Origin of the sequence: Chitinophaga solisilvae (assembly GCF_009928525.1) — a bacterium.
Classification (GTDB): domain Bacteria; phylum Bacteroidota; class Bacteroidia; order Chitinophagales; family Chitinophagaceae; genus Chitinophaga; species Chitinophaga solisilvae.
Genome location: NZ_JAABOK010000001.1, coordinates 250,017 through 272,626, shown reverse-complemented (window position 1 = coordinate 272,626; position 22,610 = coordinate 250,017). Strand labels below are relative to the sequence as shown.

General features: G+C 48.6%; 16 protein-coding genes and 1 tRNA gene. 9 read left to right on the top strand and 8 right to left on the bottom strand.

The window, feature by feature from the left end; translation table 11 throughout:
- The first annotated feature begins 156 nt into the window (after positions 1-156).
- From GWG06_RS00860 to GWG06_RS00850, 3 genes are all read left to right on the top strand, one after another.
- Positions 157-885 carry a hypothetical protein gene (locus tag GWG06_RS00860; protein WP_160710837.1) on the top strand — a complete coding sequence of 243 codons (729 nt, stop codon included), beginning with the start codon at positions 157-159 and terminating at the stop codon, positions 883-885.
- A gap of 12 nt (positions 886-897) precedes the next feature.
- Entirely contained in the window at positions 898-1,218 is a 321-nt protein-coding gene (locus GWG06_RS00855; RefSeq protein WP_160710836.1) for a hypothetical protein, read from the top strand.
- A gap of 124 nt (positions 1,219-1,342) precedes the next feature.
- Positions 1,343-1,813 (top strand): hypothetical protein, encoded by a 471-nt coding sequence (locus GWG06_RS00850; protein ID WP_235938067.1) that lies wholly within the window; start codon positions 1,343-1,345, stop codon positions 1,811-1,813.
- A gap of 84 nt (positions 1,814-1,897) precedes the next feature.
- Here GWG06_RS00850 and GWG06_RS00845 read toward each other — a convergent pair whose 3' ends face one another.
- On the bottom strand, positions 1,898-2,734 hold the full coding sequence (locus GWG06_RS00845; RefSeq protein ID WP_160710834.1) for an alpha/beta fold hydrolase: 837 nt from the start codon (positions 2,732-2,734) through the stop codon (positions 1,898-1,900).
- Between the two features lie 104 nt (positions 2,735-2,838).
- Here GWG06_RS00845 and GWG06_RS00840 point away from each other — a divergent pair, with 104 nt between their 5' ends.
- Positions 2,839-3,435, top strand: a complete 597-nt coding sequence (locus tag GWG06_RS00840; protein ID WP_160710833.1) for a TetR/AcrR family transcriptional regulator — start codon at positions 2,839-2,841, stop codon at positions 3,433-3,435.
- Between the two features lie 419 nt (positions 3,436-3,854).
- On the opposite strand, the gene GWG06_RS00835 is transcribed toward GWG06_RS00840, so the two are convergent.
- The 3 genes from GWG06_RS00835 to GWG06_RS00825 all read right to left on the bottom strand — a co-directional run bounded on the left by GWG06_RS00835 (position 3,855) and on the right by GWG06_RS00825 (position 6,257).
- Entirely contained in the window at positions 3,855-5,111 is a 1,257-nt protein-coding gene (locus GWG06_RS00835) for a cytochrome P450 (RefSeq protein WP_160710832.1), read from the bottom strand.
- A 559-nt stretch (positions 5,112-5,670) separates the two neighbouring features.
- Positions 5,671-5,754: transfer RNA gene (locus GWG06_RS00830), tRNA-Leu, on the bottom strand.
- A gap of 98 nt (positions 5,755-5,852) precedes the next feature.
- Positions 5,853-6,257, bottom strand: coding sequence for a carbohydrate-binding protein (locus GWG06_RS00825; protein WP_127033900.1), 405 nt, complete (start codon positions 6,255-6,257; stop codon positions 5,853-5,855).
- A 184-nt stretch (positions 6,258-6,441) separates the two neighbouring features.
- Between GWG06_RS00825 and GWG06_RS00820 the strand changes: the two genes are divergently transcribed.
- Positions 6,442-7,068, top strand: a complete 627-nt coding sequence (locus tag GWG06_RS00820; protein ID WP_160710831.1) for a TetR/AcrR family transcriptional regulator — start codon at positions 6,442-6,444, stop codon at positions 7,066-7,068.
- Between the two features lie 94 nt (positions 7,069-7,162).
- Entirely contained in the window at positions 7,163-8,209 is a 1,047-nt protein-coding gene (locus tag GWG06_RS00815; protein WP_160710830.1) for a baeRF3 domain-containing protein, read from the top strand.
- 67 nt (positions 8,210-8,276) lie between these two features.
- Here the strand turns inward: GWG06_RS00815 and GWG06_RS00810 are convergent, their stop codons facing one another.
- Positions 8,277-9,164 carry a LysR family transcriptional regulator gene (locus GWG06_RS00810; protein ID WP_127033892.1) on the bottom strand — a complete coding sequence of 296 codons (888 nt, stop codon included), beginning with the start codon at positions 9,162-9,164 and terminating at the stop codon, positions 8,277-8,279.
- Between the two features lie 106 nt (positions 9,165-9,270).
- On the opposite strand from GWG06_RS00810, the gene GWG06_RS00805 reads away from it, so the two are divergent.
- The 3 genes from GWG06_RS00805 to GWG06_RS00795 are packed head-to-tail and all read left to right on the top strand — an operon-like array spanning position 9,271 to position 12,581.
- Positions 9,271-10,467 (top strand): MFS transporter, encoded by a 1,197-nt coding sequence (locus GWG06_RS00805; protein ID WP_202182915.1) that lies wholly within the window; start codon positions 9,271-9,273, stop codon positions 10,465-10,467.
- Between the two features lie 29 nt (positions 10,468-10,496).
- A complete protein-coding gene (locus GWG06_RS00800; protein WP_160710829.1) occupies positions 10,497-11,288 on the top strand; it encodes an SDR family NAD(P)-dependent oxidoreductase in 792 nt (263 codons plus the stop codon).
- 24 nt (positions 11,289-11,312) lie between these two features.
- Positions 11,313-12,581 carry a serine hydrolase domain-containing protein gene (locus GWG06_RS00795; protein ID WP_160710828.1) on the top strand — a complete coding sequence of 423 codons (1,269 nt, stop codon included), beginning with the start codon at positions 11,313-11,315 and terminating at the stop codon, positions 12,579-12,581.
- Positions 12,582-12,747: 166 nt separating this feature from the next.
- Here the strand turns inward: GWG06_RS00795 and GWG06_RS00790 are convergent, their stop codons facing one another.
- The 3 genes from GWG06_RS00790 to GWG06_RS00780 form a co-directional block, all read right to left on the bottom strand.
- Positions 12,748-20,280, bottom strand: coding sequence for a SpvB/TcaC N-terminal domain-containing protein (locus GWG06_RS00790; RefSeq protein WP_160710827.1), 7,533 nt, complete (start codon positions 20,278-20,280; stop codon positions 12,748-12,750).
- Between the two features lie 37 nt (positions 20,281-20,317).
- Entirely contained in the window at positions 20,318-20,842 is a 525-nt protein-coding gene (locus GWG06_RS00785; RefSeq protein ID WP_160710826.1) for a hypothetical protein, read from the bottom strand.
- Positions 20,843-20,905: 63 nt separating this feature from the next.
- Positions 20,906-22,603 (bottom strand): Hint domain-containing protein, encoded by a 1,698-nt coding sequence (locus tag GWG06_RS00780; RefSeq protein WP_160710825.1) that lies wholly within the window; start codon positions 22,601-22,603, stop codon positions 20,906-20,908.
- Between the last annotated feature and the right edge of the window lie 7 nt (positions 22,604-22,610).

Sequence of the window (22,610 nt, the reverse complement as noted above, 5' to 3'; positions counted from 1 at the left end):
GGTAGACACTTTGTAGTATAGCATTGCTTGGAAATCAAGGGGGATCCCTGCAATTTTGTATCGGGCAATGTTGCCTGGCAAACCATCGCATAAACATATACAGCTGGCGCTACCCATCATCTCCTGTGTCCGGCATTCCCCTAAATTTTGCGTACTATGATAACGATTGTAAGAATAAACAAAAATCATCTCTTCCTTAAAACCATTCCTGTGCCCGATATCCAGTGTCCATTGTGCAAGGCCAGGGGAAAGATGGAGATGACCTTCTATCAGTTGCAGCTGGAAGCAGGATGGGTAAGGGATACCAAAAAAATATCTGCTGCCGCCAGTTGTAACGGTTGTCAGCAGGACGTACCGGTTGTGCGCTGGGATAAAGAACTGGACTCCTTTTACAAAGCAGAGAAGAAACAGATAACGGTGAAAACATCTTTTAAAACAGGGAAGTTCGGGAAATTCCTGATCTGGCTGAATATCCTGTTTTTCGGAGGTGTTTTCCTATTGTTTGCGGGCTTATTTATCTATCACCGTATTGCACCGAAGCAAAAAGCCGGAACCGGCATCAGCCGGGAAGAACAGGTGCGGCAATCCGGTCAGTTTGCGGCGGGTCCCCGGACCGGTGACCTGGTGCTGGTATATCTTTTCAACGATCACAAACAGGCGCTGTTCAGAATAGCGGACATCAATACGGCAGCCGGAGTGATAAAGGCCATAGTATCAGATAAAAGCATTGATGTACCGGCTAACGCCGGTGAGGTACCGGTGGCGGAGGCAGATTTTAAACCTGGCCACGAGACATCGTTTTCCCTGGCCGACTATAAGAACCTGCGCATTACTGCGCCCGATAACAGTCGTGTGGGGAATGTGCAGATGATTTACCGGAAATAAACTACCCAAAAGATGAAAACGGAGACAGACAAAAACGATAAACATTCTGGGGAAGATCATATATTTGAAGGTAATAGAACAACCCCTTATTTCAAGATCATCCTTAATGGAATTCTCGGGTTGTTTTTTGCAGGCGCCGGCGTTTATCAGTTTATCAGGATACAACAATGGGAGGCAGCCGGCGGCATCATCGAAATGAACGATCTCCAGCAGCTGCTATATAAACTGACGGGCAAATGGGGAATACTTGCCTTACTATTGTTGGCCGGCGGTGTATTTTTCTATAAGGCATATGCCCGGTGGAAGCGGGTGAAAATGCAGGAGCGTTTGTAGTTTCATCAGCAGCACATTATTATTTATTCAGATGAATACGCTCATTATCAAAAGGTCAAAAGACAATTTTATCAATGTCTGTATCGGATGGTTAATAATATCCTCTCTGGTAAACATGCTGTTTTTGTATGCCATCATTCGTTCCCACAGCAGTGAAACTACCTGGATATTTGGTACTGTCATGCTGTTATTATGGATGCCTTCCATAATAGGATTCCTTGTATCTGTGATGCCTTTAAAGCCAGCCATTATATTATCTTCCAATGGAATAATGCTATCTGCCAGCAGTGGCATATACAGTAGTTTAGCGATACTGCAGAAACGCTTTTCTGCCCATGACCTCCTGATTCCCTGGGAGCAAATAGCGGCATTCGATTTATTTACGCACTACGAAGAAAAGGATAATGGAAGCGATGGCGCCGGCGGAACATATATAGCCAGGCAGGAAACACTGCTTATTACCCGTAAAAATCAAAAAGAGCGCGAATCGTTTTCTGTTAAAGAGATGGAGCTGAGTCCGGACGCAATTTTGACGCATTGCCGGCAGTTCCTGGAGAGATATCAGGGAATGGCAGCGGGCTACCAGCAGCTGTAATATTAAAACCGTAACCAACACGCCTTCAAGCCAGGTAAAAACAACGGGACCCGCTACAGTGGAGGGTCCCGTTGAGAAGATATATCAGCAGGAAAGAAAACGGATAATTTCCCCGGCGATATCCTGCGGCGCTTCTTTATTCTCCGGTGATAAATGACTTAAACCGGAGAGCGTTGTCTGCTGAGCACCGGAGATGGTATCGGCCAGTACCTGGTTAGTGCGATGTACAAACGCCGGGCTCTTATCTCCCGCCAGCAACAGCACCCTGCCTGTAATTGCCTGGTAATGCTGATAGCTACCGCGTAACTTCAGGGTTTCTTTATGTTCGTTCAGGTTAGTTTCCAGCATGGCGACTTTCTCCTGCCAGTGTGCGCCTCTTATCATGATGCGGAGAATAAAACCTGCCAGCCAGCGGGGCATCTTACTCAGCGGCGTATGGCCCGCGCCTTGTACAAAAGCGGTGAAAGCCTGTCTGGGCTGATTATTCTTCAAAGCCTTTTCATAAGTACTGATCCATTCCCATACTGCGGGGTTATCCTCTGCTGCTACGCCGGGTTCGTACAACACTATTCCTTTGAAGGAGGTATACCTGGCAGCAGTTTCCAGAGTGACGAGTCCGCCGAAGCTATGCCCGAATATATAGGTGGCTCCTGTGGCCTCCTGTACGGCTTTCACATCATCGCATTCTTTCTGCATACTATAGGCGCTTCCCTGCGCACCGCTGCCGCGGCGTCCGCGGCGATCAATGATATACACTGTAAAGGCAGCTGCTAATATGCCGGCTATGGCAGTATAATCGGCAGAAGTACAGAGTACGCCCGGTACAATCATCAGTCCCGGACCTGCGCCGGTTTGCTGAAATCCAATGGTGGTGCCGTCTGCCGACTGTATGCTGGAATAGGTAAATGCTGTTGTCATCATAGCAAGGGTTTTTTAATTGAATTATTTTTCAATCATAAAACAAAAGTGATTTTATTTTCTGAATAAAAAAAATTATTATTGAAAAAAATTTCAACAATAACCCTATGCCCAAGCAAAAGGAACAATTTGAAGAAATGAGACAGCAGACCATTGCCCGGTTAAAAAAATCGGGACTGGAGCTTTTTGCGAGGAAAGGCCTGGCTGCCACCAATATCAAGGAGATAGCCGCGCACACCGGCATCAGTCTGGGCTTAATGTATCACTACTACAGCTCCAAAGAGGAATTGTACCTGCAGCTGGCCAACGAAGCGATGGATAAATCGCAGGCCCTTTTCGACCACCTGCAATCCCAGGAGATCTCTGCCGGAGAAAAAATCACACAGTTTCTTGCGGCCTTCATGTACGGCGTGCAGAAAGATGCAGGCATCTATTATTTTATCCTGATATCGCAGTTATTCGAAACCGGCAATAAAACAGAAGACCGGCAGCTGATGAAGCGAAAACTGCAATCTATCGCCAACCTGGCGGTTATTGTTGAAGAAGGCCAGCAAAGCGGCGAATGCGTAAAGGGAAATCCGTTTGAACTGGCGGCCGCCTTTGTTGCGGCCACACAGGGACTGGCAGGCTTTAAACTGATGTTCAAAGATAAATTTCAAATGCCGGATGTAGCAGTGTTGACGCGGATTTTACTGGTGGGGTAACAACTCCGAGGGAACAGGCTTAAAGACCTGTTATCAGACTTCTTCAAAATAAAAAACCGTAAATAGTATGGTTCATATTTTAGCATCCACAACTATAATAACAAGTCTACTCACTTATTATCATTTTGATCCTATCCTCCAATTGTTACACTACCGACCGATATAGAAGCCAAATTGATCATAATTTTGCAACCTCCGCCATTAATGCTATATATACGATCCCACGCTACTTTATGTATCTATTATATAAACAATTTCATTTGCGTTAGCTATCGTCTTGTGCCGGATATGTTCTATAATTGCAGTAGAGAGATTACTACAGTTACCCCCCATCGCGTTTTTCCTGCCATCAACCGATACTCGATATAAAATTATATTTAGTTTGATTTTTTTAATGATTCCCTGACACGCCAAAAATGTTAATGATTCCAGGTTGTATAAGGTAATACATTTTTGATGGGTGAGCTTGTTACTACATCCATTCTACGTGATGTACGCGTGTTGAATCCTATTTCTTCAGGTATTTGGTTATTCAGAAATTTAATGTCTGCAAAATGATCCAATAATATATTTGTTGCAATGTTAACTTCCGTTTTAGCCAGTAAAGCACCGAGGCAAAAATGACGCCCGGCACCAAAGGAAAGATGATTGGCATTGCCTTTGAAAGCTTTATCCACATCCAGATCTGGCCTGCTGATATCAAACATATCAGGGGAACTGAATTTAGAACGGTCTCTGTTGGCAGCCGCCATAATGCATAATACTGCAGAATGCGCAGGAATTACTCCTCCTGCAATTGAATAATCTTCCACAGTCCGTCGTTGCACCACTTGTGAGGGAGAACTTAAACGCAGGGTTTCAGCAATAGCATTGTTAACTAAATTTCTGTTATTTCTTACCAATGCTAATTCAGTTGGATGAGCAATCAGATTTCTTAATAAGCTTATCAAGGTTTTTTCAATAGTATCTATCCCTGCTGTTAATAGTACCAAGAAATAACTGAAGATATCTTCATTTTGCATTTTTACACCATCTACTTCTGCCAAACAGAGAGTAGAAAGAAGACCTTTAACAGGATTTATTCTGTAATGTTCTATCAAAGGAAACAGGTATCTCCTGGCCTCTATCACCATATTTATTCCTTCCTCTCTGATTTCGGGATTATCAGAATAGTTTCTCATATTCTTGACAATAATTCTACTCCATTTTTTGAATAAAAGCTGGTCCCTTTTATCAAGCCCCGTAATTTCTGCAAAAACATTAATAGGAAGCTGCGTGGCAAAATCGCCTACAAAATCAAATTCACACTTATTTATTAAAGTTTCGATTAATGCCTGTACATTTTTAATAATTACAGGAACAACAAACTCCATCATTTCCTTTCCATGTAAAGACGGACTTATTATTCGAGTGTAAGTTGTATGCTTTTTCCCCTCCATTTGTAATAGGAGTAACTTCAACATATGACCACATTTCCTGCTATAATCTTCTGTTGAGAACAATGGATCCTTAAGGGCCAATTCAACGTCGTCATATCGGGTTAATATATACATTTGTGTTGATTCATGAAAATAAAGGGGATATCTCTCCTGCATAATACGATAATAGCGAAAAGGATCCTTTTGGAATTTTATGGAATTATAATCCAGCTTTAGTAGAGGCTTAATATTCTTCATTAGTATTTTTATTTAATTACATCTTTTAAATACCAATTCAACTTCTTTATGAAGCTCTTATCCTGAATAATTATCACCTACTATAGTTATCCCGCGCGATATCATCACAAATGCTTCTATTGGCCGGCATACCGGATGCCTAAAGGAGAAAGATGCTTTTTTTGCCATCTATGTCAGATGTCATATACCACTATTCAGTCTTAGGAAACAGGAGTTCGTTAGCCAGCAGATAGCAACTGGAAATATTACCACTACAAAATTAGAATGCTAAAACCGAATTCATTTTGCAGTAATGCCGATTCTCCTGAGCAGGACTAAAATTCACCTACTAAGGACAATAAGGTTGCAGACAAGAATCATACACTTTGAAAGCTATCAAACATGGGTTCTTAAACTTTTCTGAGATGAGTCTTTCAATGTATTTGAGGTAACGATATACCCGTAGTATTCCAGCAATCCTGTGTGTCAATAATATGGGAGAAAACGTAAAAGGCGTAAAAAATGACACTTAACAGCATTAAAAAAGGCTTGCAAGTCAGTACTTACAAGCCCTTTTTCGTGCCCAGAACTGGATTCGAACCAGCACACCCTTGCAGGCGCTGCGACCTGAACACAGTGCGTCTACCAATTTCGCCATCTGGGCAACTCTGATTTGTGTTTCAGGGAGCGCAAAGATAAGCACTCATTTCATTCTTCCAAATAAATTGCAAACATTTTTTAAAACTAACGGGAAAGACTATACTAATAATTGTAGATAAATGCAAAAGAGGTGATGCTGAACGCAATCCCTCCCTTCGCTACCAGGTACAGATCATGTACCCCTTCTGCATGCCGCAGATTGCCGGTCAGCTTCAACGCATAGGTGCTGTCGCCGGTATAGGGAATGTCCAGCGTACCAATGATCTTCCCTTTGGGCTTATCTATCCTGAACTCCAGCTTAGCGTTGCTCTTCTTATGCTCGCACGCTACCTCCACCTTAAAACCTATCTCCCCCAGGCTCAGGTTCACCTGCGCAAAACTCAGGTAACTCCCCTCCTTCATCCTGAACTCCGTTTCCCTGTTCCCCTTTTTAGCCGGCGGCTTGCCCGCCTGTCCAAAGACAGACAGCTGCACCATGGCAAAAAACAGAAATAACAAAAGCCTCATAGGTCAGGATAGGTTGCGATAAAGCCGTTTTAAGATTCAAACCAGGCTACCGGTTCAATCATGAAATTAATGATAACAATCCTAAAATTAGTGAATTATGTAATATTATATCAAAATAATAACATTGTTTTAGGTAAAAAAACAACATATATTGATTAAACAGGAAAATAGTACATTTGTACTAATGACAGATACCAAGGCCAAAATACGGGCAGCAGCACTGAAACTCTTCAATGAACAAGGTATAGATGTGATTACCATCCGCCACATCGCAAAAGAACTGGACATCAGCCACGGTAATCTCCAGTACCATTACAAAAACAGCAATGATATTATCCAGGCCCTCTTCGATGAACTGACCAGCGCCGTCAACAACAATGTTCAACATGCGGAATCCCATACCGCTACCACCTTCGCCGATTTCTGTGCGGAAATAGAAGCGTTCTTCGGCATCATCTGGCACTACCGCTTCATCTTCCTCCAGTTTATCGAGGTAACCCGCCGCGTGCCCGGCATCAAAACCACCTATAACAGCTGGGATCAGCCCCGGCAGCAGCAGATGCTCCGCCTCTTCCACTCCCTGCAGCAACAGGACGTTTTCAGAACGGATATCCCCGACCACATCTGGAAAGGACTGCTCACACAGATGTATATCATGCTCGACTTCTGGCTCTCTCACAATGAAATCAAACTGAACCTGAAAGGCAAAAAAGCCGTCAGACATTACTCCCGCATATTCTGCAACCTCTTCTACCCTTACCTCACCCCGAAAGGACGGGAACAGGCTGATAATAATCAGGCGGCCGACTGATAACCGTCATTGGCTGAATAACCGTTTCACTGCATCTTTGTGCTGTCATCGAACATTGATGCAGCAAGGTTGTTAAACAGCAAAAAAGGATACTATGGAACAAGCATTGATTACATTAAGCCAATACGTTGGTGATCCCGCAGTAACAATTCTGTTATCTACCCACAGAACGCATCCGGACAACCGGCAGGATAGTATCAACTTGAAAAAACTGGCTACCCGGGCAGAGAAGGACCTGTATGCACGCTATGACAAACGCGATGTATGGCCTGTGCTGGAGAAAATAAAAGAAGCAGAAAGTACGGTCAATCACGATTACAATCTCGATACTCTCGCCATATTTGCAGCTAAGGATTTCCTGCAGGTCAGCCGTCTGCCCGTAGAAACTACGGACCGTGTTGTCATCGGGGACCGCTTCGAAATCAGGCCGCTGCTCAAAGCACAGCAACAGTCTGAACATTATTACATTATCACGGTAGCCCGGCAGAAAATCAGACTGCTGGAGGCATTCAACGATAAGATTGTGAAGGAGGTGAAGAATGACGATTTCCCGTATCTCAACAGTTACTTCACCACCGATCCCATGAAACTGCAGCAGGATGACATTATCGATAATCTCCTGAAAGAGTTTTTCAATACCGCCGACAAACGCTTTAAAACCTATTACCGCGAAAATCCGTTGCCGGTAATACTCCTGGGCGATACGCGCAACATCGCCTTCTACCAGGAAAACATGGATATCAGCAATATTGTGATCGCCACACATCCGGGCAGCTTCGACGATACGAGCGACCATGAAATCGCCGGCGTTACCTTCCCGCTTATCAGGCAATATATTGCGCAGCAGCAGACAACCGCTATGAATGCGATTGACCGGGCACAGTCTGCCCAAAAACTGCTGACAGACCTCAATGACATCTACACCGCCGCAGAAGCCGGACAGGCAGATACCCTCTACCTGGAGCAGACTTACTTCCAGCCGGGCATTATCAAAGACGGCGTTATCAGCGTTACGCCCGACGGAGCAGATGTAACGCTGTCTGTCATTGACTCGGTACTCAATAAAAACGGTAAAGTCGTTTTCCTTCCGGAGAACACCCTCCATACCTACCAGGGTATGGCACTAGTGACACGCTTTTAATCATAATAGGCAGGAAAGCCGCGTCTGCATCAGCAGCGCGGCTTCTTAGTTTTTATAACAGCGGTAACTATCCTTTCAGCAATGCTTTTACCATCTTCACCTGTACGGAAGTCACCTTCGCCTTATCATAAGCCAGGTACAGGGTATTACAGGTGGGCTTCACTCCTGCCCATATCTCCTTTAATTTTTTCTGTTTCACCAGCTCTTTCACCAGGTAATCCGCCGCAATGGCGACCCCGCTGCCGGCGCTGACCGCCTTCAGGATGCCGCTGTAATCCGGTATCACAAAACGCGGCCGTATCGCAGGGCGCTTGCGGAAGTTCTCCAGCCAGAACCGCCGGATGACAGACAGGTCGCTGCTATAGGCAAACCAGGTCTGCTCATTCAGCCATTGCTCCGCCTTGTCCATCTCTCCCTTGTTAATGGCCCGCTTCAGGGCAGCCGTATCCAGGTCGGGACTACCTACCAGCACAAATTTCTCATCCAGTACCGGCTCGTATACAATGCCCGGCTCGTTGCCTGCAGAAGTGGAAACAGCGAAATAAATATCCCCCCGTACCACTTTCTCCATCAGCTGCCTGGTATGGTCAAACTCAAAAATGAGATTGCCCGGCGCTTTGGAAACCTTCTCCGCCATCACCGCATTAAAAAATTCCTTCGGCGCCCCTACACAGGTCAGCGGTATCTGCTGCTCACAGATGCTGCGGAAGTCCGCTTCCACATTCTCCAGCTTCTCTACCGCCTCCACAATCTGTGTGTAAAATAATTTACCGTAATCGGTGGGTACCATCTGGCGCGGCTTACGCTCAAACAACGGATGGCGGATATAAGCCTCCAGGGCCGACAGATGCTGGCTCACGTTCGGCTGCGATATCAGCAGCTCCTGCGCTGCGCCTGTCAGCGTACCCGTTCTGTAAATCGCTTTAAATGTCCTGTACCATTCAAAATTTATCATACCTCAAAACTATAAATATTTTTATACTAATCCATAAATTAAGCTATTTTATTTATACCATAAATCACCTCACATTTGTGTTATCAACACAGTTAAAGGAAAAACAATGGAAACTGCTATCACCAGCATACCCGCCAGAATGAACATGCCAGCGGCATTATGGGCGCTCACCATCAGCGCCTTCGGCATCGGCACCACAGAATTTGTTATAGTAGGATTATTACCCACCATCGCAGATGACCTGCGCGTAAGCATACCCGCCGCGGGCCTGCTGGTGAGCTTCTACGCTATCGGTGTGGCCATCGGCGCACCGGTGCTCACTGCACTCACCAGTCACATTCCCCGTCGCCGCCTGCTCATAGGGCTGATGCTGCTCTTCGTGGCAGGAAATACAGCGGCAGCCCTATCCCCCGGATATCTTACCTTATCAATAGCCCGTGTCATTACCGGATTTGCCCACGGCGTATTCTTTGCCACCGGCGCTACCATCGCCGCAGCACTGGTAACGCCGGACAGAAGAGCCAGCGCTATTGCGCTGATGTTTGCCGGCCTCACCATCGCCATGGTAACAGGCGTACCCGCAGGTACTATCATCGGACAGCACTTCGGATGGAGAGCCACCTTCACCGCGGTAGCCATACTGGGAATGGCAGGTCTGCTCGCCAATATACTGCTGCTCCCCCATCATATCAAAAATGAAGCAGCGGCTTCTATCCGCGAACAGGTGCAGGTATTACGCAACCAGCAACTGCTGGTGGCGCTGCTGACCACCATCCTTAACTACTCCGGCGTATTCCTCATCTTTACCTACCTGGCGCCCCTGCTTACGACCCTCACCGGCATAGCGCCGGCATGGGTCAGCGCTATCCTGCTGATATATGGCGTAGCGGTAGCTATCGGCAATATCACCGGCGGCATGGCAGCGAACAGAAGCCCGCTCACTTCGCTGAGAGTAATGCTGGTACTACAGGCGGCGGCACTGTTTCTCTTTACTTTTACGGTACATTATACCATACCTGCTATTATTACCTTATTTATTATCGGTGGCCTGTCTTTTGCCACGGTACCTGCCTCACAGTTTTTTGTGGTACAGACAGCCGAACGTTGTGCACCCGCTACCGTCAATGTAGCCTCTGCACTGAACATCGCCTCCTTTAATGCGGGCGCTGCCACCGGAGCCTACGCCGGCGGCCTGATTGTGGCCTCCGCATGGGGACTGGGCGCCACTCCCTGGGCCGGCGGATTATTCCTCCTGCTCGCAGCAGCTGCAACAATATGGAGTGCTCATCTGTTGAAAAAATAAAAAAGTATCACCATTTTAAATCAGACTATATGGACTTACAATTAAAAGGACAGACTGCCTTTGTCAGCGGCTCTACATTAGGAATCGGATTTGCTGTTGCGAAACAGTTGTTACAGGAAGGCGTTAAAGTTATCATCAACGGGCGCTCACCCGAACGTATAAACGAAGCCATTGAGAAGCTGAAAGCCGCCGTACCAGGCGCTGAGGTTAGCGGTATCGCTGCAGACTTCGGCAAAAAGGAAGAAGTAGCACGGCTTATCTCACAATTGCAGCATATAGATATACTCATCAACAACGCCGGTATCTTTGAGCCAAAGCCATTCACAGAAATTACGGATGAAGACTGGTTCCGCTTCTTTGAAGTAAACGTGATGAGCGGAATACGTCTCTCCCGCGCATTGCTGCCGGGTATGCTGCAACGCAATAAAGGCCGCATCATTTTTATCTCCAGCGAATCTGCCATTAACATTCCGGAAGAAATGATTCACTATGGCGCCACCAAAACCGCACAACTGGCCATCACCAGCGGTCTTGCCCAACTTACCAAAGGCACGGCGGTAACCGTTAACGCCGTACTCCCCGGCCCCACCGGCTCTGAAGGTGTAGGTGAATTTATCCGGCAGCTGGCTGTTGCCCAGAACATCACACCGGCACAGGCGGAAGCAGATTTCTTCCATACTACCCGCCCGGCCTCCCTGCTCAGACGATTAATCACTGTCGATGAAATCGCCAGCATGATCACCTATCTGTCCAGCCCGCTGGCCGCCGCTACCAATGGCGCTTCTGTCCGCGCTGACGGAGGTATCCTCAAAACACTTTAATGATTATTTTATAAGCTATCTGATATGAAAAAGCAATTATTAACAGCACTGTCTGCGATCACTATTACGACCAGCATTTACGCACAGCAAGGATTTGACCAGCAAAGACTATCTCAGATTGATACATTAGTCAGCCACCACATTACCGCCGGGCATATCCCCGGCGCTGCCGCTCTCGTTCTCCGCAACGGGGAAGTGGTATACAGCAAGGCTTTCGGCCATGCCGACGTGGAATCCGGTAAGCCCATGCAGCTCAACAGCATCTTCCGTATCGCTTCACAGACAAAAGCGATTACCAGCCTCGCTGTCATGATGCTGTGGGAAGACGGCAAATTCCTGCTCGATGATCCGTTATCCAGGTATATTCCCGCTTTCAGCCATCCGCGTGTAAAAACAGCTTTCCGTGCGGTTGACAGCAGCTACACTACCCGGCCTGCATCCCGGGAAATCACCATCCGCGATCTGCTCCGCCATACTTCCGGTATCGCATACGCGGCCGTATTCAGCGATCCTGAGATGCAGGCCATCTATGCCAAAGCCGGCGTGGTAAGCGGTATCGGCACCATGGCCTCCGACCTGAAAACAAAAATCAATATCCTCGGCAAACAGCCACTGCAGCACGATCCGGGCAAGGCCTTCACCTACGGACTCAATACCGATATACTCGGCTATCTCGTGGAAATATGGAGCGGACAACCCCTGGACGTATTCATGAAAGAAAGGATCTTCACCCCGCTGGAAATGCATGACACCTACTTCCATCTTCCCAAGGATAAGGCACCACGCCTCGTGGCCCTCTACGAAGATGTAAATGGTAAAATGGTAAAAGTCACTCACCCGCTGTATGAAGGCGTAGACCCGCTGTTCCCCGCCAAACAAGGCACCTACCTCTCCGGCGGCGCAGGACTGTCTTCTACCGTCAACGACTATGCGAAATTCCTGTCCGTCTATCTCAACAACGGCTACTATAAAAACAAGAGGATCATCGGCCGCAAAACTGTTGAACTGATGCTCACCAATCAGCTCACCGCCGGCGTCTATCCTTCTCCCCTGCCCGCACAACCTGAAAATTTTCAATTCAGCCTCGGCGGCTTCAATCTCGAATCCTCCGAAAACGACTACCTCCAGCCCTTCAGCAAAGGCTCCTTCGGATGGGGCGGCGCCTTCAACACCCACTACTGGGCCGATCCAAAGGAAGGCATCATCGGACTCCTCTTCACCCAGGAATACTTATCACCATACTGGAATATAGGAGAAGAGTTTAAGGTGGCAGTGTATCAGGGTATGAAATAAATTTTGAATTACGAATTACGAATTACGAATTGCGAATTACGAATGTAGGCGCGAAGATTTAAACGAAGATTAATGGTGATAAGTATTAAGTATCACCATTAATCTTCGTTTAAATCTTCGCGCCTACATTCGTAATTCGCAATTCGTAATTCGCAATTGATCCCCCTTAATCTTCATGTACTTGTACTCTCGAGCTCGCCGAACTGGTCGCAAACGGATTCACCGAAATACCTATCTGACGCAGGATCAGCTGTATCGGCAGGAATACCGGGTGGATAGCGTATGGCGGCAGCAGGATGATAACGCCGGCGTCCCATAATGCACGGTAGGTGTAGGTGGCGCAGCTGTCTGACAGCCCCGAGTAAGGCAATGCCAATGAATGGGTGTTGGTGGCAATATGATCTGAATGGCTTCTCAGTACATCCCCGTTAATATTGAATAACGGAAACGACCATCCGTTGGGATCTCCGTGATAGTTTTCCCAGATCTGTCCGGGAACTACACGGTTGTTGAAGGTCAGCGTATCTGAAAGTGTATTCTGCGGCGCATAATATCCGCCGTTCATCGGCCCTACGGAGATATCGATGTGTTCTGTAGGGTTAACGATGGCGGAGTGCCCGATAACGTCAGGGAATTCTGTCACCAGTTCTGCGTTGATACCCCGGTTGAGGGCGCGCGCGTCGGAGATGTTGACCAGCAGGCCTGACAGGTAGCCGATATTTTGCAGCAACGTGTTGCCGGCCCTTCCCAGGTAGTCGAACCGGCCCTGGGTCCAGTTGTAGCCGCCAACGCCGAAGCTGGTATTGACATCCGTTCTGCCGAAGGTGAGCCTGTTCAGCAGATAGGAACCGATGGTGGAGGAAGCGATCATGCTCAGCGTCTGTGAAGCAATGGATCCGGACCCGGAGATACCGTACGACAAAGCGCCGGTGAGTGACCCGGAGACGAAGCCCATCAGTATGCGAAGTGCTACGGATCTTCTGGTTTCTCCCCTGTAACGGCCGCTGTTGTATACGGTGGTACTGGACATCAGGCCGCCGATGATAATAGGGATCAGCCAGGCCCATTGCCCGTTCGGATCTTTACTGGTAACAGGGTTGTTATACGAATAGGTATAGGCGGAGGCAAACTGTTTCTTTGGATCTGCAGAGATCCAGCGGCCCATCCAGGAGGCGTAATAGCGCGCGCCTACATAATCCAGGCCGGTGGTATCATCGCGCTCCTTGCCCACGAAGCGGTAGTCTTTCAGCTTCATCTCACTCTGGCTGATACCCGCCACAAAGGCGGATTCTCCGAATGGCAGGAACTCTTCGTAAGTGATGCGGCTGGCCTGCATGTCTACTTCCACGCAGATGGTGCCTTCCAGATCGTTGAGCTGGAAACGTACCTGCCGGCTTTCCTGCAGCGAAGTGTCAGGGGATATTTTCCAGTAATAGATGATAGCTGCATCTTTCTGTTCGGCAGCGACCATACTGGTATACCGCTCTTCTGTTACCTCTCCTGCAGCTGTTTTCCTTCTTTTAATATTCCAGCCATCCAGGTAGATATATTCCTCCGTAGATACGTTACCGTTAGCCAGGGTGGTAATCACTCTGCGGACACGGGTGCCGGAGGCATCATAGCTGTAGTATTCAGTATCGTCTTTATAGTCCGGCCGCTGCAGCAGAGTGGCGGCTGACGGCATATTCCGGTAACTCCAGGACAAGGGGGCAGCACTATTTTCGTAGGCAGACAGCTGATTTCCTGCCCGGTCGTAACTCCAGGCGCTCAGGTGGTTATTGTCTGCGTTCACCGCATTGTTGCGCGTCCAGTTGCGTCCCTGGGCACTACCGGTAATATGCTGCAGCGAATACAGGTTTCCGGAGAAATCATACAAATAGTTTTCCGTAAAGCTCACCAGCAGGTTGGCATCGTCAGGGTTAGCCGGACAGAAGTTAAACCAGGCGCTTTCCTTAAAACCATCGATGTAGCTGTTGCTGTTCAGGGATACATGCTGCCGTCCTGTACCTTTCACCAGCTGATACAACGGATCATACCAGTAGTCTTTGATCGGATCAGTACCGGTACCATAGCAGGCTACGGGTGTGAAGGAGTTGTCGGTGATGCGCGTGATGTTACCCATCGGGTCGTAGGTGTACTGCAGCTGCTGCAATTCCGTACCTGTGAGGGAGGTATTGCCGGCGCTGCGGATACTGATCATCCGTTGTGTGGTATACTCGTAGGCATAATCAGTACGCATACCATTACCGAATGTAACCCGCACTGGCTGCTTGTTCGGATAGTATTCTATGGCGGTGATCACCGGCTGTACCACCGGCGCTGACGCTCCTTTCACAGGGGCATAGGTAGTTTCATTCACCGTCATTACGGCGCCGGATTCATTGTAGGTATTGGCTTTACCAAATACTTTATCTTCTCCCAGCAGATCTGTTTCTGTCAGTATAGCATCCTGTTCTGTATAGGTGTAAGTCCTTACATACCGGATAGTTTCCAGTTCAGGATTATTGCTCCAGTTTACTTCCGAGTCATAGTTCTTTAACAGAACGCGTTCCAGTGACGTGGCCTTGTTGTTCAGCGTATAGGCGTTATACGTTACCCTGCCCGCCTGGTCTTTACAGATATAGGGCTGTCCGAAAAGGTTTCTCCGCTTTGCATCTGTCACGCCTTCTCCATAGGTATACATCTCCACGGTATTATCCAGTACCAGCGGTTTCCAGCCGGCAGGCGGATTATCGGGCGGTATTTCTGTACCGCTCACATGGAGGGACAGCACCCGCTGCAGTTCATCGTATACGGTATACTGCATGAAACCGCGTGCATCCCATACCTTAAAGGGATTTTCGAAAATATTGCTGAGTGACAGCTGTTGTCCGCTGTCGCAGGAATCTGTCAGGAAAGGCTTTTCGCCGTTGAGGGCATACGATGATTTATCTGTAAAGTAATCCGTGCCGTGCCGCATGTTGCTGTAGTAGAACCTCGGATCTGTAAAGCGAAGTACGCGGCCTTTTATGTCCAGTTCGTAGTGGGCGGTCAGGCCGCCGGCAGTCAGGTATTCCTGTACTGCCAGGATATTGTCTGTATACGGCTCCAGCGGCGCGGGTACAGGTATGCGGAATAGCGGATCATACGGCCGGAAGGCTGCATTCAGGTAATTATCAGCTGTGAGGTAAAGCGATTTGAACAATTGCCAGATATCATCCTGGATAGCTGCAGGCAGTGATGTCAGTAGCTTCTTTACAGCAGCTTCCGTTACCTGTCCGAGGTTAGCAGAAACTTTAAAAATCGTATTTCCCTGGTTGTTAAAAATCTCTGTAGACGGTGTATTCTCGCACAGGGCTGCCTTATCCAGCGCATCTTTTTCATTTTTCTGTTCCTGTGTAGGATTAACAGGATAGTTTTTCATGAACCAGTCGTAATAGCTGGAGGTCATCACCGTATCATTCTTATCGTAGGAGATTTTTTCCCAGGCCTTGTATACGGTGAGGGTATAAAAGCCCTTCACCTGGCCGTCAGCTACGGCCTTGGGTACGTCCGTACGGATTTCCCGGTCTGTAGCGTCATAGCTGAGGCATTTAGGCGGTGGGAGTACATCTGCCAGGTCAGTTTGTTCTTCATACATCCAGGTATTGGAGAAGTAAGGTACATACTCCATGGCGGGGTTGCCTTTGTTGTTGTATATCACTTTACCGTTGACGGTCCAGCGTTTATCCGCCATTTTTTTTACCGGCGCGCCTCCCTTCCTCAGCAGGCGTCCCAGGTCATCGCGTACAAAAGCCAGTCCGGGTGCGGTGAGTACTTTTGTTTCCAGTTCCCTGGCGGATCCGTCATTGTATTTGATCTCCTGGAAGATCTGGCCATTACCGCCGTCAGCCACATATATCTCCCGCGATAGTTCGATGGAACATACCGGCTGCCGCGTTGTCTGCCACGCTTTCAGATCGTAGTAAAAAAAACTGCTGCATTGCTGCAGATAGGTAGCCGGGCTGTCGATCACCTTTTGCGCGGTCACATTATTCAGCACGGAGATGTCGTAGGTGCGGAGCGGTTCATCTCCTTCCAGCAGCGAATCATTTACTGCATCCCATTTGTAGGTGGTGGTGACGATTACATTACCAAGCGGGTCAAACATCACTTCGGCAATATTCCCGTTGATGTCTGTCATCCGGGTTTCTTTCAGAAAATTATAATTGATGACGGCTGTGGTAATATGGTTCAGCGGATTATCTTCTCCTGCTGCCAGGAACTGTTCTACTTTCACCTGCAGCAGCTGGTAGTCGTCGTACCAGGTTCTGGTCAGCTGCAGCGGCAGTGTACTACCCGGCCGGTTGTTGTCGGTCTGATAAGGCAGATAATAGGCAGCATCCGCGGAAGTATAGTAGTAGCCTATCATACCGGGGTTCCAGTAATAGCCGTCCTGCAGAAGGTATCCGCCTTCAGCCAGGTCGGCGGCGGTAATTACCTTTTGGTTGTTGATGGTTACATTTTCAATGTAATCCTGCAGGAAAACTACATTCTGCTGATGATGCAGCAGGGACAGTACCGTCAGTTCCCGCAGCGGCATTACGCCGTCCTGTTTTTCATTCCAGAAATAATTCTGCTGCCAGTCGGTCAGCTTCGCCATCGGCAGGCCGGAAGTATTGGCCAGGGCGGCATTCACCTGTTCCAATGCTTCTGCAAAGGTGAAATAATTGCCGGCAGGTTGCATGCCGTCGATGGAATATGTTTTCAGCTCACAGGTGACACCGATCAGGTAACCGGTGGCAGGTGGCAGGTTATAGGCATGTGTGGAGGCGATGGCGCGGATAATATCCTGTCCGGGATAATTATCGTTATGCGGGCGTCTGCCGTAAAAAATTTTACAATCTTCCAGGGTGTTGCCATATTCATCTGTGATCAGCACAAAATCATGTTCCGCGCGCGGGTCAGTAGATTCGCGTTCGTACTGGTAATTCAGGATTTCCCGGTTCACCGCCTGCAGTACGGGATAGCGGTTTTCGCCGCGGGGCTGCAGCTGCCGGACGTAGAAGTTACTTTCAGAAACGGTATAGGGCGCATCGCTGCCGTTGTCCAGTCCGTAGATCTCTTCATGCAGCACTTTTCCGTTGAGCACCTGATAGACATGCAGCATGCTGCGTTCGTCGGACTGGTCTATTTCGGGAGACAATACGCTGGGGGGCATCACATACCTGTCGGGATCTCCGGAGAAAAATTCCTGCTGATAACTTTTCAGGATCTCCTGCTGGTGCGGATATTCGCCGATGCTGTACCAGGTTTTGGTATATTTCACCGGCGCGTAGAGGAAGGAATTATTATCTATAACGTCAGCAGCCATTTTATATGCCGGCGATATGCGCTGCATGTACTGTTCGTAAGGTTCTCCGTCCCAGCTTTCAATGAAGCCGAATCCGCCGAATTCTCTTTCTGCGCCGTTGAAGAAGCCGTCGTGATAGGCATAGCGCTGTACGGATGCCCAGCCGGCGATTTTATCTTCATTCACTACCTGGCTTACCACATGCACCGGGAAAGGCAAGGTGGTTACCCAGGGCCTGCCGTTGCTTTTATCCTGCAGATAGTAAAAGGTAGAGCTGTTGTATTCTATTTGTCTGACTGCACCGAGGTTGTTGACGATTTCCTGCAGCAGATAAGGTTTTACACTTTTGCCGGTATCAGGATGGAGGGAGAAGTCATAGTAGAAATGCTGTACTTCCGGCGTCATTTTGGTAAATACGAGGCTGTCCATACCGATGCCCAGGATGTCAGCGAAGTTGATACTGTCCAGCAGGCTGAAAGTATCAGGCAGGGTAATAAAAAAGGGGTCTGCGAAGCTGTTGCCGTTCAGGTTAACGTAAATGGCTACACGATCCGGGTATACATAGGCAATATCGGCAGTGCCGGAGCCGTCCACGTCGGTGAAAAACAATCTTTCCTTATCGAAAGCGCCATCAAACCGGGGGGCATTTCCCAGTGCTATACCGGGTGCGAACCGTCCGTCGCCCAGGCTGGGCCAGCATTCCAGCAGGCCGTTGCGCACGCGCACACAATGGTTCATGCCATCGCCGAAGATGCCTGCGAAGGTGATGAGTTCCTGGCGGCTGTTGTTGTACTGGTAAGGGAAAGCCGGTGGGTGCGGTATCTGCACGGGGAACTGGTATCCTTTTTCTCCGTCGGAGAAAAAGATGCGGGAGTTGGATTGTGTAGCGATGAGTACATCCTGTTTACCGTCGGCATTCAGATCTATGATGGTTCTGTCTTCCACGTCTACGCCCTGCAACGGCCGGCCGAAAGGGATAAATGGTTCCCAGTTCTGTGTCCAGGTATTGTACTGGTAGTATCCCTGGCGGGCGCCATCCTGTACTACCAGTTCAAGGCCGCCGTTGCCGTCAATATCAATAAGGGCGTAGTTGGGGTTATCCAGGTTATTATCGATGGGAAAAGCTGCCGGCGTCTGCGGGAAGGCATAGCGGCCATTCCCTTCCGGCTCCCAGTAAAGGTGTGCGTTGTTATTGCTGAGCAGGATTCCCGGCAGGCCTTCGCGGTGAAGGTCTACCAGCTGGAACTGGGTGAAGTTGCCGGGGATGGGCAGAAATCCGTCTGCAGTCATTTCCCCGAACCCGCGGGGGGTATCAGGTATAAAGGTGGTATAGTGCAGTTCCAGGGGCGGCATTTCCATCATTTTATAACCGGCGGCGGCGGTTACCCACTCATATCCGCTCTGGGTAACCTTTTCCATCAGCGACAAGGCTACAGCCGGATCTTCGTTATAGGAAAAGGTGAGTGCAGTCGTCATGATTTTTTTATCATCGTACTGCCCTTTGAAAAAATGGGACACCAGTATGCCATAGCATAACCTGGCTGTTCTGATTTCGAAACCTGATTTGAAAGAAGAGAACGCATCGTTGCGAACGGGCGCAGTCGCTACTTTCAGCGCATCACGGTTGGCGAATGCAGTTAAGGGAGAGAGCTTCTCATAGAGCAGGCTGATTTCAAATGCAAAAAATTCTTCGTTCCCGGACATATAATTACCGTATTTCACGGCGGTGAGATAGGTATTGGTCCATCTCCGGAGCGGATCGTCAGACACATCTTTTACATAGGTATATATCACTTTGTTGCCTTTCACATCCGTGGATGATTCAATGTTCCACTGGAAGATACGTTGCGGGTTATCCGGATCGCTGACAGTAGCGGTATCGCTTTGTCCGAATACATGTGCTGTATTACCCGGATCTGTTACTTTCCAGCAGCTGATGCCGGTGGCTTCATTTTCCCACAGGAATATCTGCTGAAACTGCTGTTCATTATCCGGCATGTACCGGGTAACGCGCCAGGTTTGTCCGCCTTCCTGCACGGTACTGCTGACCACCTTCAGATCCGCATCCAGCGCAGGTACCAGGTTACCGGCTCCGGCCAGGGAGAAAACATCATGCCCCCTGTATTGCGGCACACCCAGGTTGGTATTACGTACTACTGCCGGAAGGCTCAGGGAGAAGCCCATACCGAAAACGCCGTTGCCGGCGGTGGAATTATAGGTAAGGTTCAGTTGCGGCGTAAGCGCTCTGGCTTCAGGCAGCGGCAGCGGGATATTAAAGGAAGCGGTACCGGAGAACTGTTCCACCTGGAAACTATCGTTCAATCCTTGTATAGCGCCGCCTCCTTTTGGTAATTCTAATCCGGGTATGCTGATGGGGTTGGATGACATGTGATGCTGATTTTTGATAAATGTTGATGACCGGTAATTATTTGGCGATGGCTTCTCCCCAACGGTTCAGGGAAGGGTCTTTTTCATTTCTGACCGGGCAGCTTTCAGAACGCAGGCGCGCTTTGCGGGAGGCTACACAGCCGCAGGCGCTGCAGATGCGGTCATCCGTTTGTTTGCTCATCGCCAGCTTATATACTACCTTGTCCGGCGCTTCGCGCAGGTATTCGCAGGAGACGCAGGCGCTGAATCGTTTTTCAAAAACTTCTTCCGGTGCAAATCCAAAACCTGACTTTCCCCATTTCAGCAGAGAGGAAGCCGCTTTGGCCAGCACCTGCAGGTTGCTTTTATCTTCCTGTACATCTGCCGGCATATTAAACATCAGCTCCAGGTATTTGGGATTGTTGGAAGCTGATATCAGATAGCTGGCGTATTTCTCACTGTCAATAGCCTTTTTAAGTACGGCAGAAGGTACAGGGCCGGTCATTCCCAGCAGCTTGCCGAATTCCAGCCGCATATCATCCCAGTTCATTTCTTTATTGATTATTTCCTGTAATGCTTGCATACGGATTACATGTTTTGTGCAGGAGCTTTTCTCCGAAGAAAAGCTCCTGCGGTGAACAATCATTTACTTTGTGAGTACAAGCGGCAGAAATGCCGGGTTGGGGTCCAACAGATAACCGGCCGCGGAAATTATATTACCAACGCCCAGGACGTAAGCAGTATCTTCAAAAATAGCTGCCTGCAGCACTACTACCTTATTACTGCCTTTCTTCATCGTTACGCCCAGTATTTCGGTAAACGGTGTGATGGAGTAATTAATAACAGATAATGCGGTGTATTCATTTACAGGCTGATTGAATGTAACGATCACGGTACCATCTCCTTTTTTGCTGGTAGCACTGGTGACGGTGAACGGTACATAGTCAGGGTTAGCGCATGGCGGCAGCGGATCCAGTGCGGCAGCAGCCTTGTAGGTAGCCAGCCTGCAGTCTATACCAGGGTTAAAGCATTTATCAGTTCCTCCCCTGTATGGCTCACGGATGAAGCTCCATAATTTTTCCACCTGATTGTATCCGTTGCGGTAAGTGGTGATATAATTATTATCACGGTACACATTACCCAGATACAGGAAGCTGTCGTAATCCGCTACACCGGCACACAGCACAGGTCTGTTATTACCCGCAGCATTCAGATAGGCCAGTGCCTGGGAAACCACCAGGGAAAGACCTTCCTTGTCGAGGGAAGACTGCCGCAGCAATCCGCCTGTCAGCAGGATATATTTCTGCCCGTACGAATCGAAGGCATATGCGTTGGGCACTTCGTTATTCCAGTCCATCACATAGTTGATCTCGCCATAGAAGGCGCCGAACAGTGTCCAGAGATATTCTGCCATTGCCACGGCGTAATTGTTGGAGAACGGACGTTTGGGCGCTTCAGGGTTACTCAGGATATCCCTTGCCTGATCGTCTGTCATAAAGCTGCGTGCATCAGGAGGTATAACGTACAGGTTCTGGCGAAGGTTCACGGTGAAGCCGGCAGGCCACACATCCGGATCAGCAAGGAATTCCCTGGTTTCTTCCGTATGATACAGCTCCTGGTATTCTGCACTGCTTACGTGATGCCGCTGGTCCAGATCTGCTACCAGCAGGCCGCTGTCCAGCTGTCCGCCTATATAGCCGGCCTGCAGGGCGAAGTCTGCGGATATAACACCGTTTGAATTCAGCAGGTGGCCATCCATGGAATTGAAAGGGGCTGTAGTGGAGATGGTATATACACCACCGCGCTGCATACCGGACACCACGCGGGTTACCTTCACATGCTCGCCGTTGGCCTGTATCAGCTTATCATTTGTATTCAAGGCTCCGGCAGGCACCAGCACATTACCACTGGGTCCGGGAATCAGGAACAGGTGATCTTCTGTTACCGTGATCTGCTGATCCGGATTGGAACCCCATTTCACATTCACCATAAATGATTCTGACTGGGTGCCTTCCACATTTGTGCAGAAATCTACCGTGGTAGGCGACCATTCCAGTTTGGAGTTGGCAGCGAATACAGGATCCCCTTTTCTGAAATCCTGAATCAGCCTGAATTCATTCATGGATACGGCGATGGGCGTATTCTCCTGGAAGCAGGAACAGCAGCAATAACATACGGAACCATCGGGGTTATCAAGAATGTAGGGTTGTCCCGGCGTCCATTTTCTGCCATGACAGGTGTTATCAATTTGTCGCTGAATTCTCAGACAACGGTTGTAGTCGCACATCGTACCCGGCGGATTCATGCGTGCCACTTCGGTCTTACAGGTCTCGTACCAAGACATAATTTTA

What these genes read in the sequence shown, in the direction of transcription:
- GWG06_RS00860 (WP_160710837.1), top strand. Translation starts at nt 157, where the DNA reads ATGATAACGATTGTAAGAATAAACAAAAATCATCTCTTCCTTAAAACC.
- GWG06_RS00855 (WP_160710836.1), top strand. Translation starts at nt 898, where the DNA reads ATGAAAACGGAGACAGACAAAAACGATAAACATTCTGGGGAAGATCAT.
- GWG06_RS00845 (WP_160710834.1), bottom strand. Translation starts at nt 2,734, where the DNA reads ATGATGACAACAGCATTTACCTATTCCAGCATACAGTCGGCAGACGGC.
- GWG06_RS00840 (WP_160710833.1), top strand. Translation starts at nt 2,839, where the DNA reads ATGCCCAAGCAAAAGGAACAATTTGAAGAAATGAGACAGCAGACCATT.
- GWG06_RS00835 (WP_160710832.1), bottom strand. Translation starts at nt 5,111, where the DNA reads ATGAAGAATATTAAGCCTCTACTAAAGCTGGATTATAATTCCATAAAA.
- GWG06_RS00825 (WP_127033900.1), bottom strand. Translation starts at nt 6,257, where the DNA reads ATGAGGCTTTTGTTATTTCTGTTTTTTGCCATGGTGCAGCTGTCTGTC.
- GWG06_RS00820 (WP_160710831.1), top strand. Translation starts at nt 6,442, where the DNA reads ATGACAGATACCAAGGCCAAAATACGGGCAGCAGCACTGAAACTCTTC.
- GWG06_RS00815 (WP_160710830.1), top strand. Translation starts at nt 7,163, where the DNA reads ATGGAACAAGCATTGATTACATTAAGCCAATACGTTGGTGATCCCGCA.
- GWG06_RS00810 (WP_127033892.1), bottom strand. Translation starts at nt 9,164, where the DNA reads ATGATAAATTTTGAATGGTACAGGACATTTAAAGCGATTTACAGAACG.
- GWG06_RS00805 (WP_202182915.1), top strand. Translation starts at nt 9,271, where the DNA reads ATGGAAACTGCTATCACCAGCATACCCGCCAGAATGAACATGCCAGCG.
- GWG06_RS00800 (WP_160710829.1), top strand. Translation starts at nt 10,497, where the DNA reads ATGGACTTACAATTAAAAGGACAGACTGCCTTTGTCAGCGGCTCTACA.
- GWG06_RS00795 (WP_160710828.1), top strand. Translation starts at nt 11,313, where the DNA reads ATGAAAAAGCAATTATTAACAGCACTGTCTGCGATCACTATTACGACC.
- GWG06_RS00790 (WP_160710827.1), bottom strand. Translation starts at nt 20,280, where the DNA reads ATGTCATCCAACCCCATCAGCATACCCGGATTAGAATTACCAAAAGGA.
- GWG06_RS00785 (WP_160710826.1), bottom strand. Translation starts at nt 20,842, where the DNA reads ATGCAAGCATTACAGGAAATAATCAATAAAGAAATGAACTGGGATGAT.
- GWG06_RS00780 (WP_160710825.1), bottom strand. Translation starts at nt 22,603, where the DNA reads ATGTCTTGGTACGAGACCTGTAAGACCGAAGTGGCACGCATGAATCCG.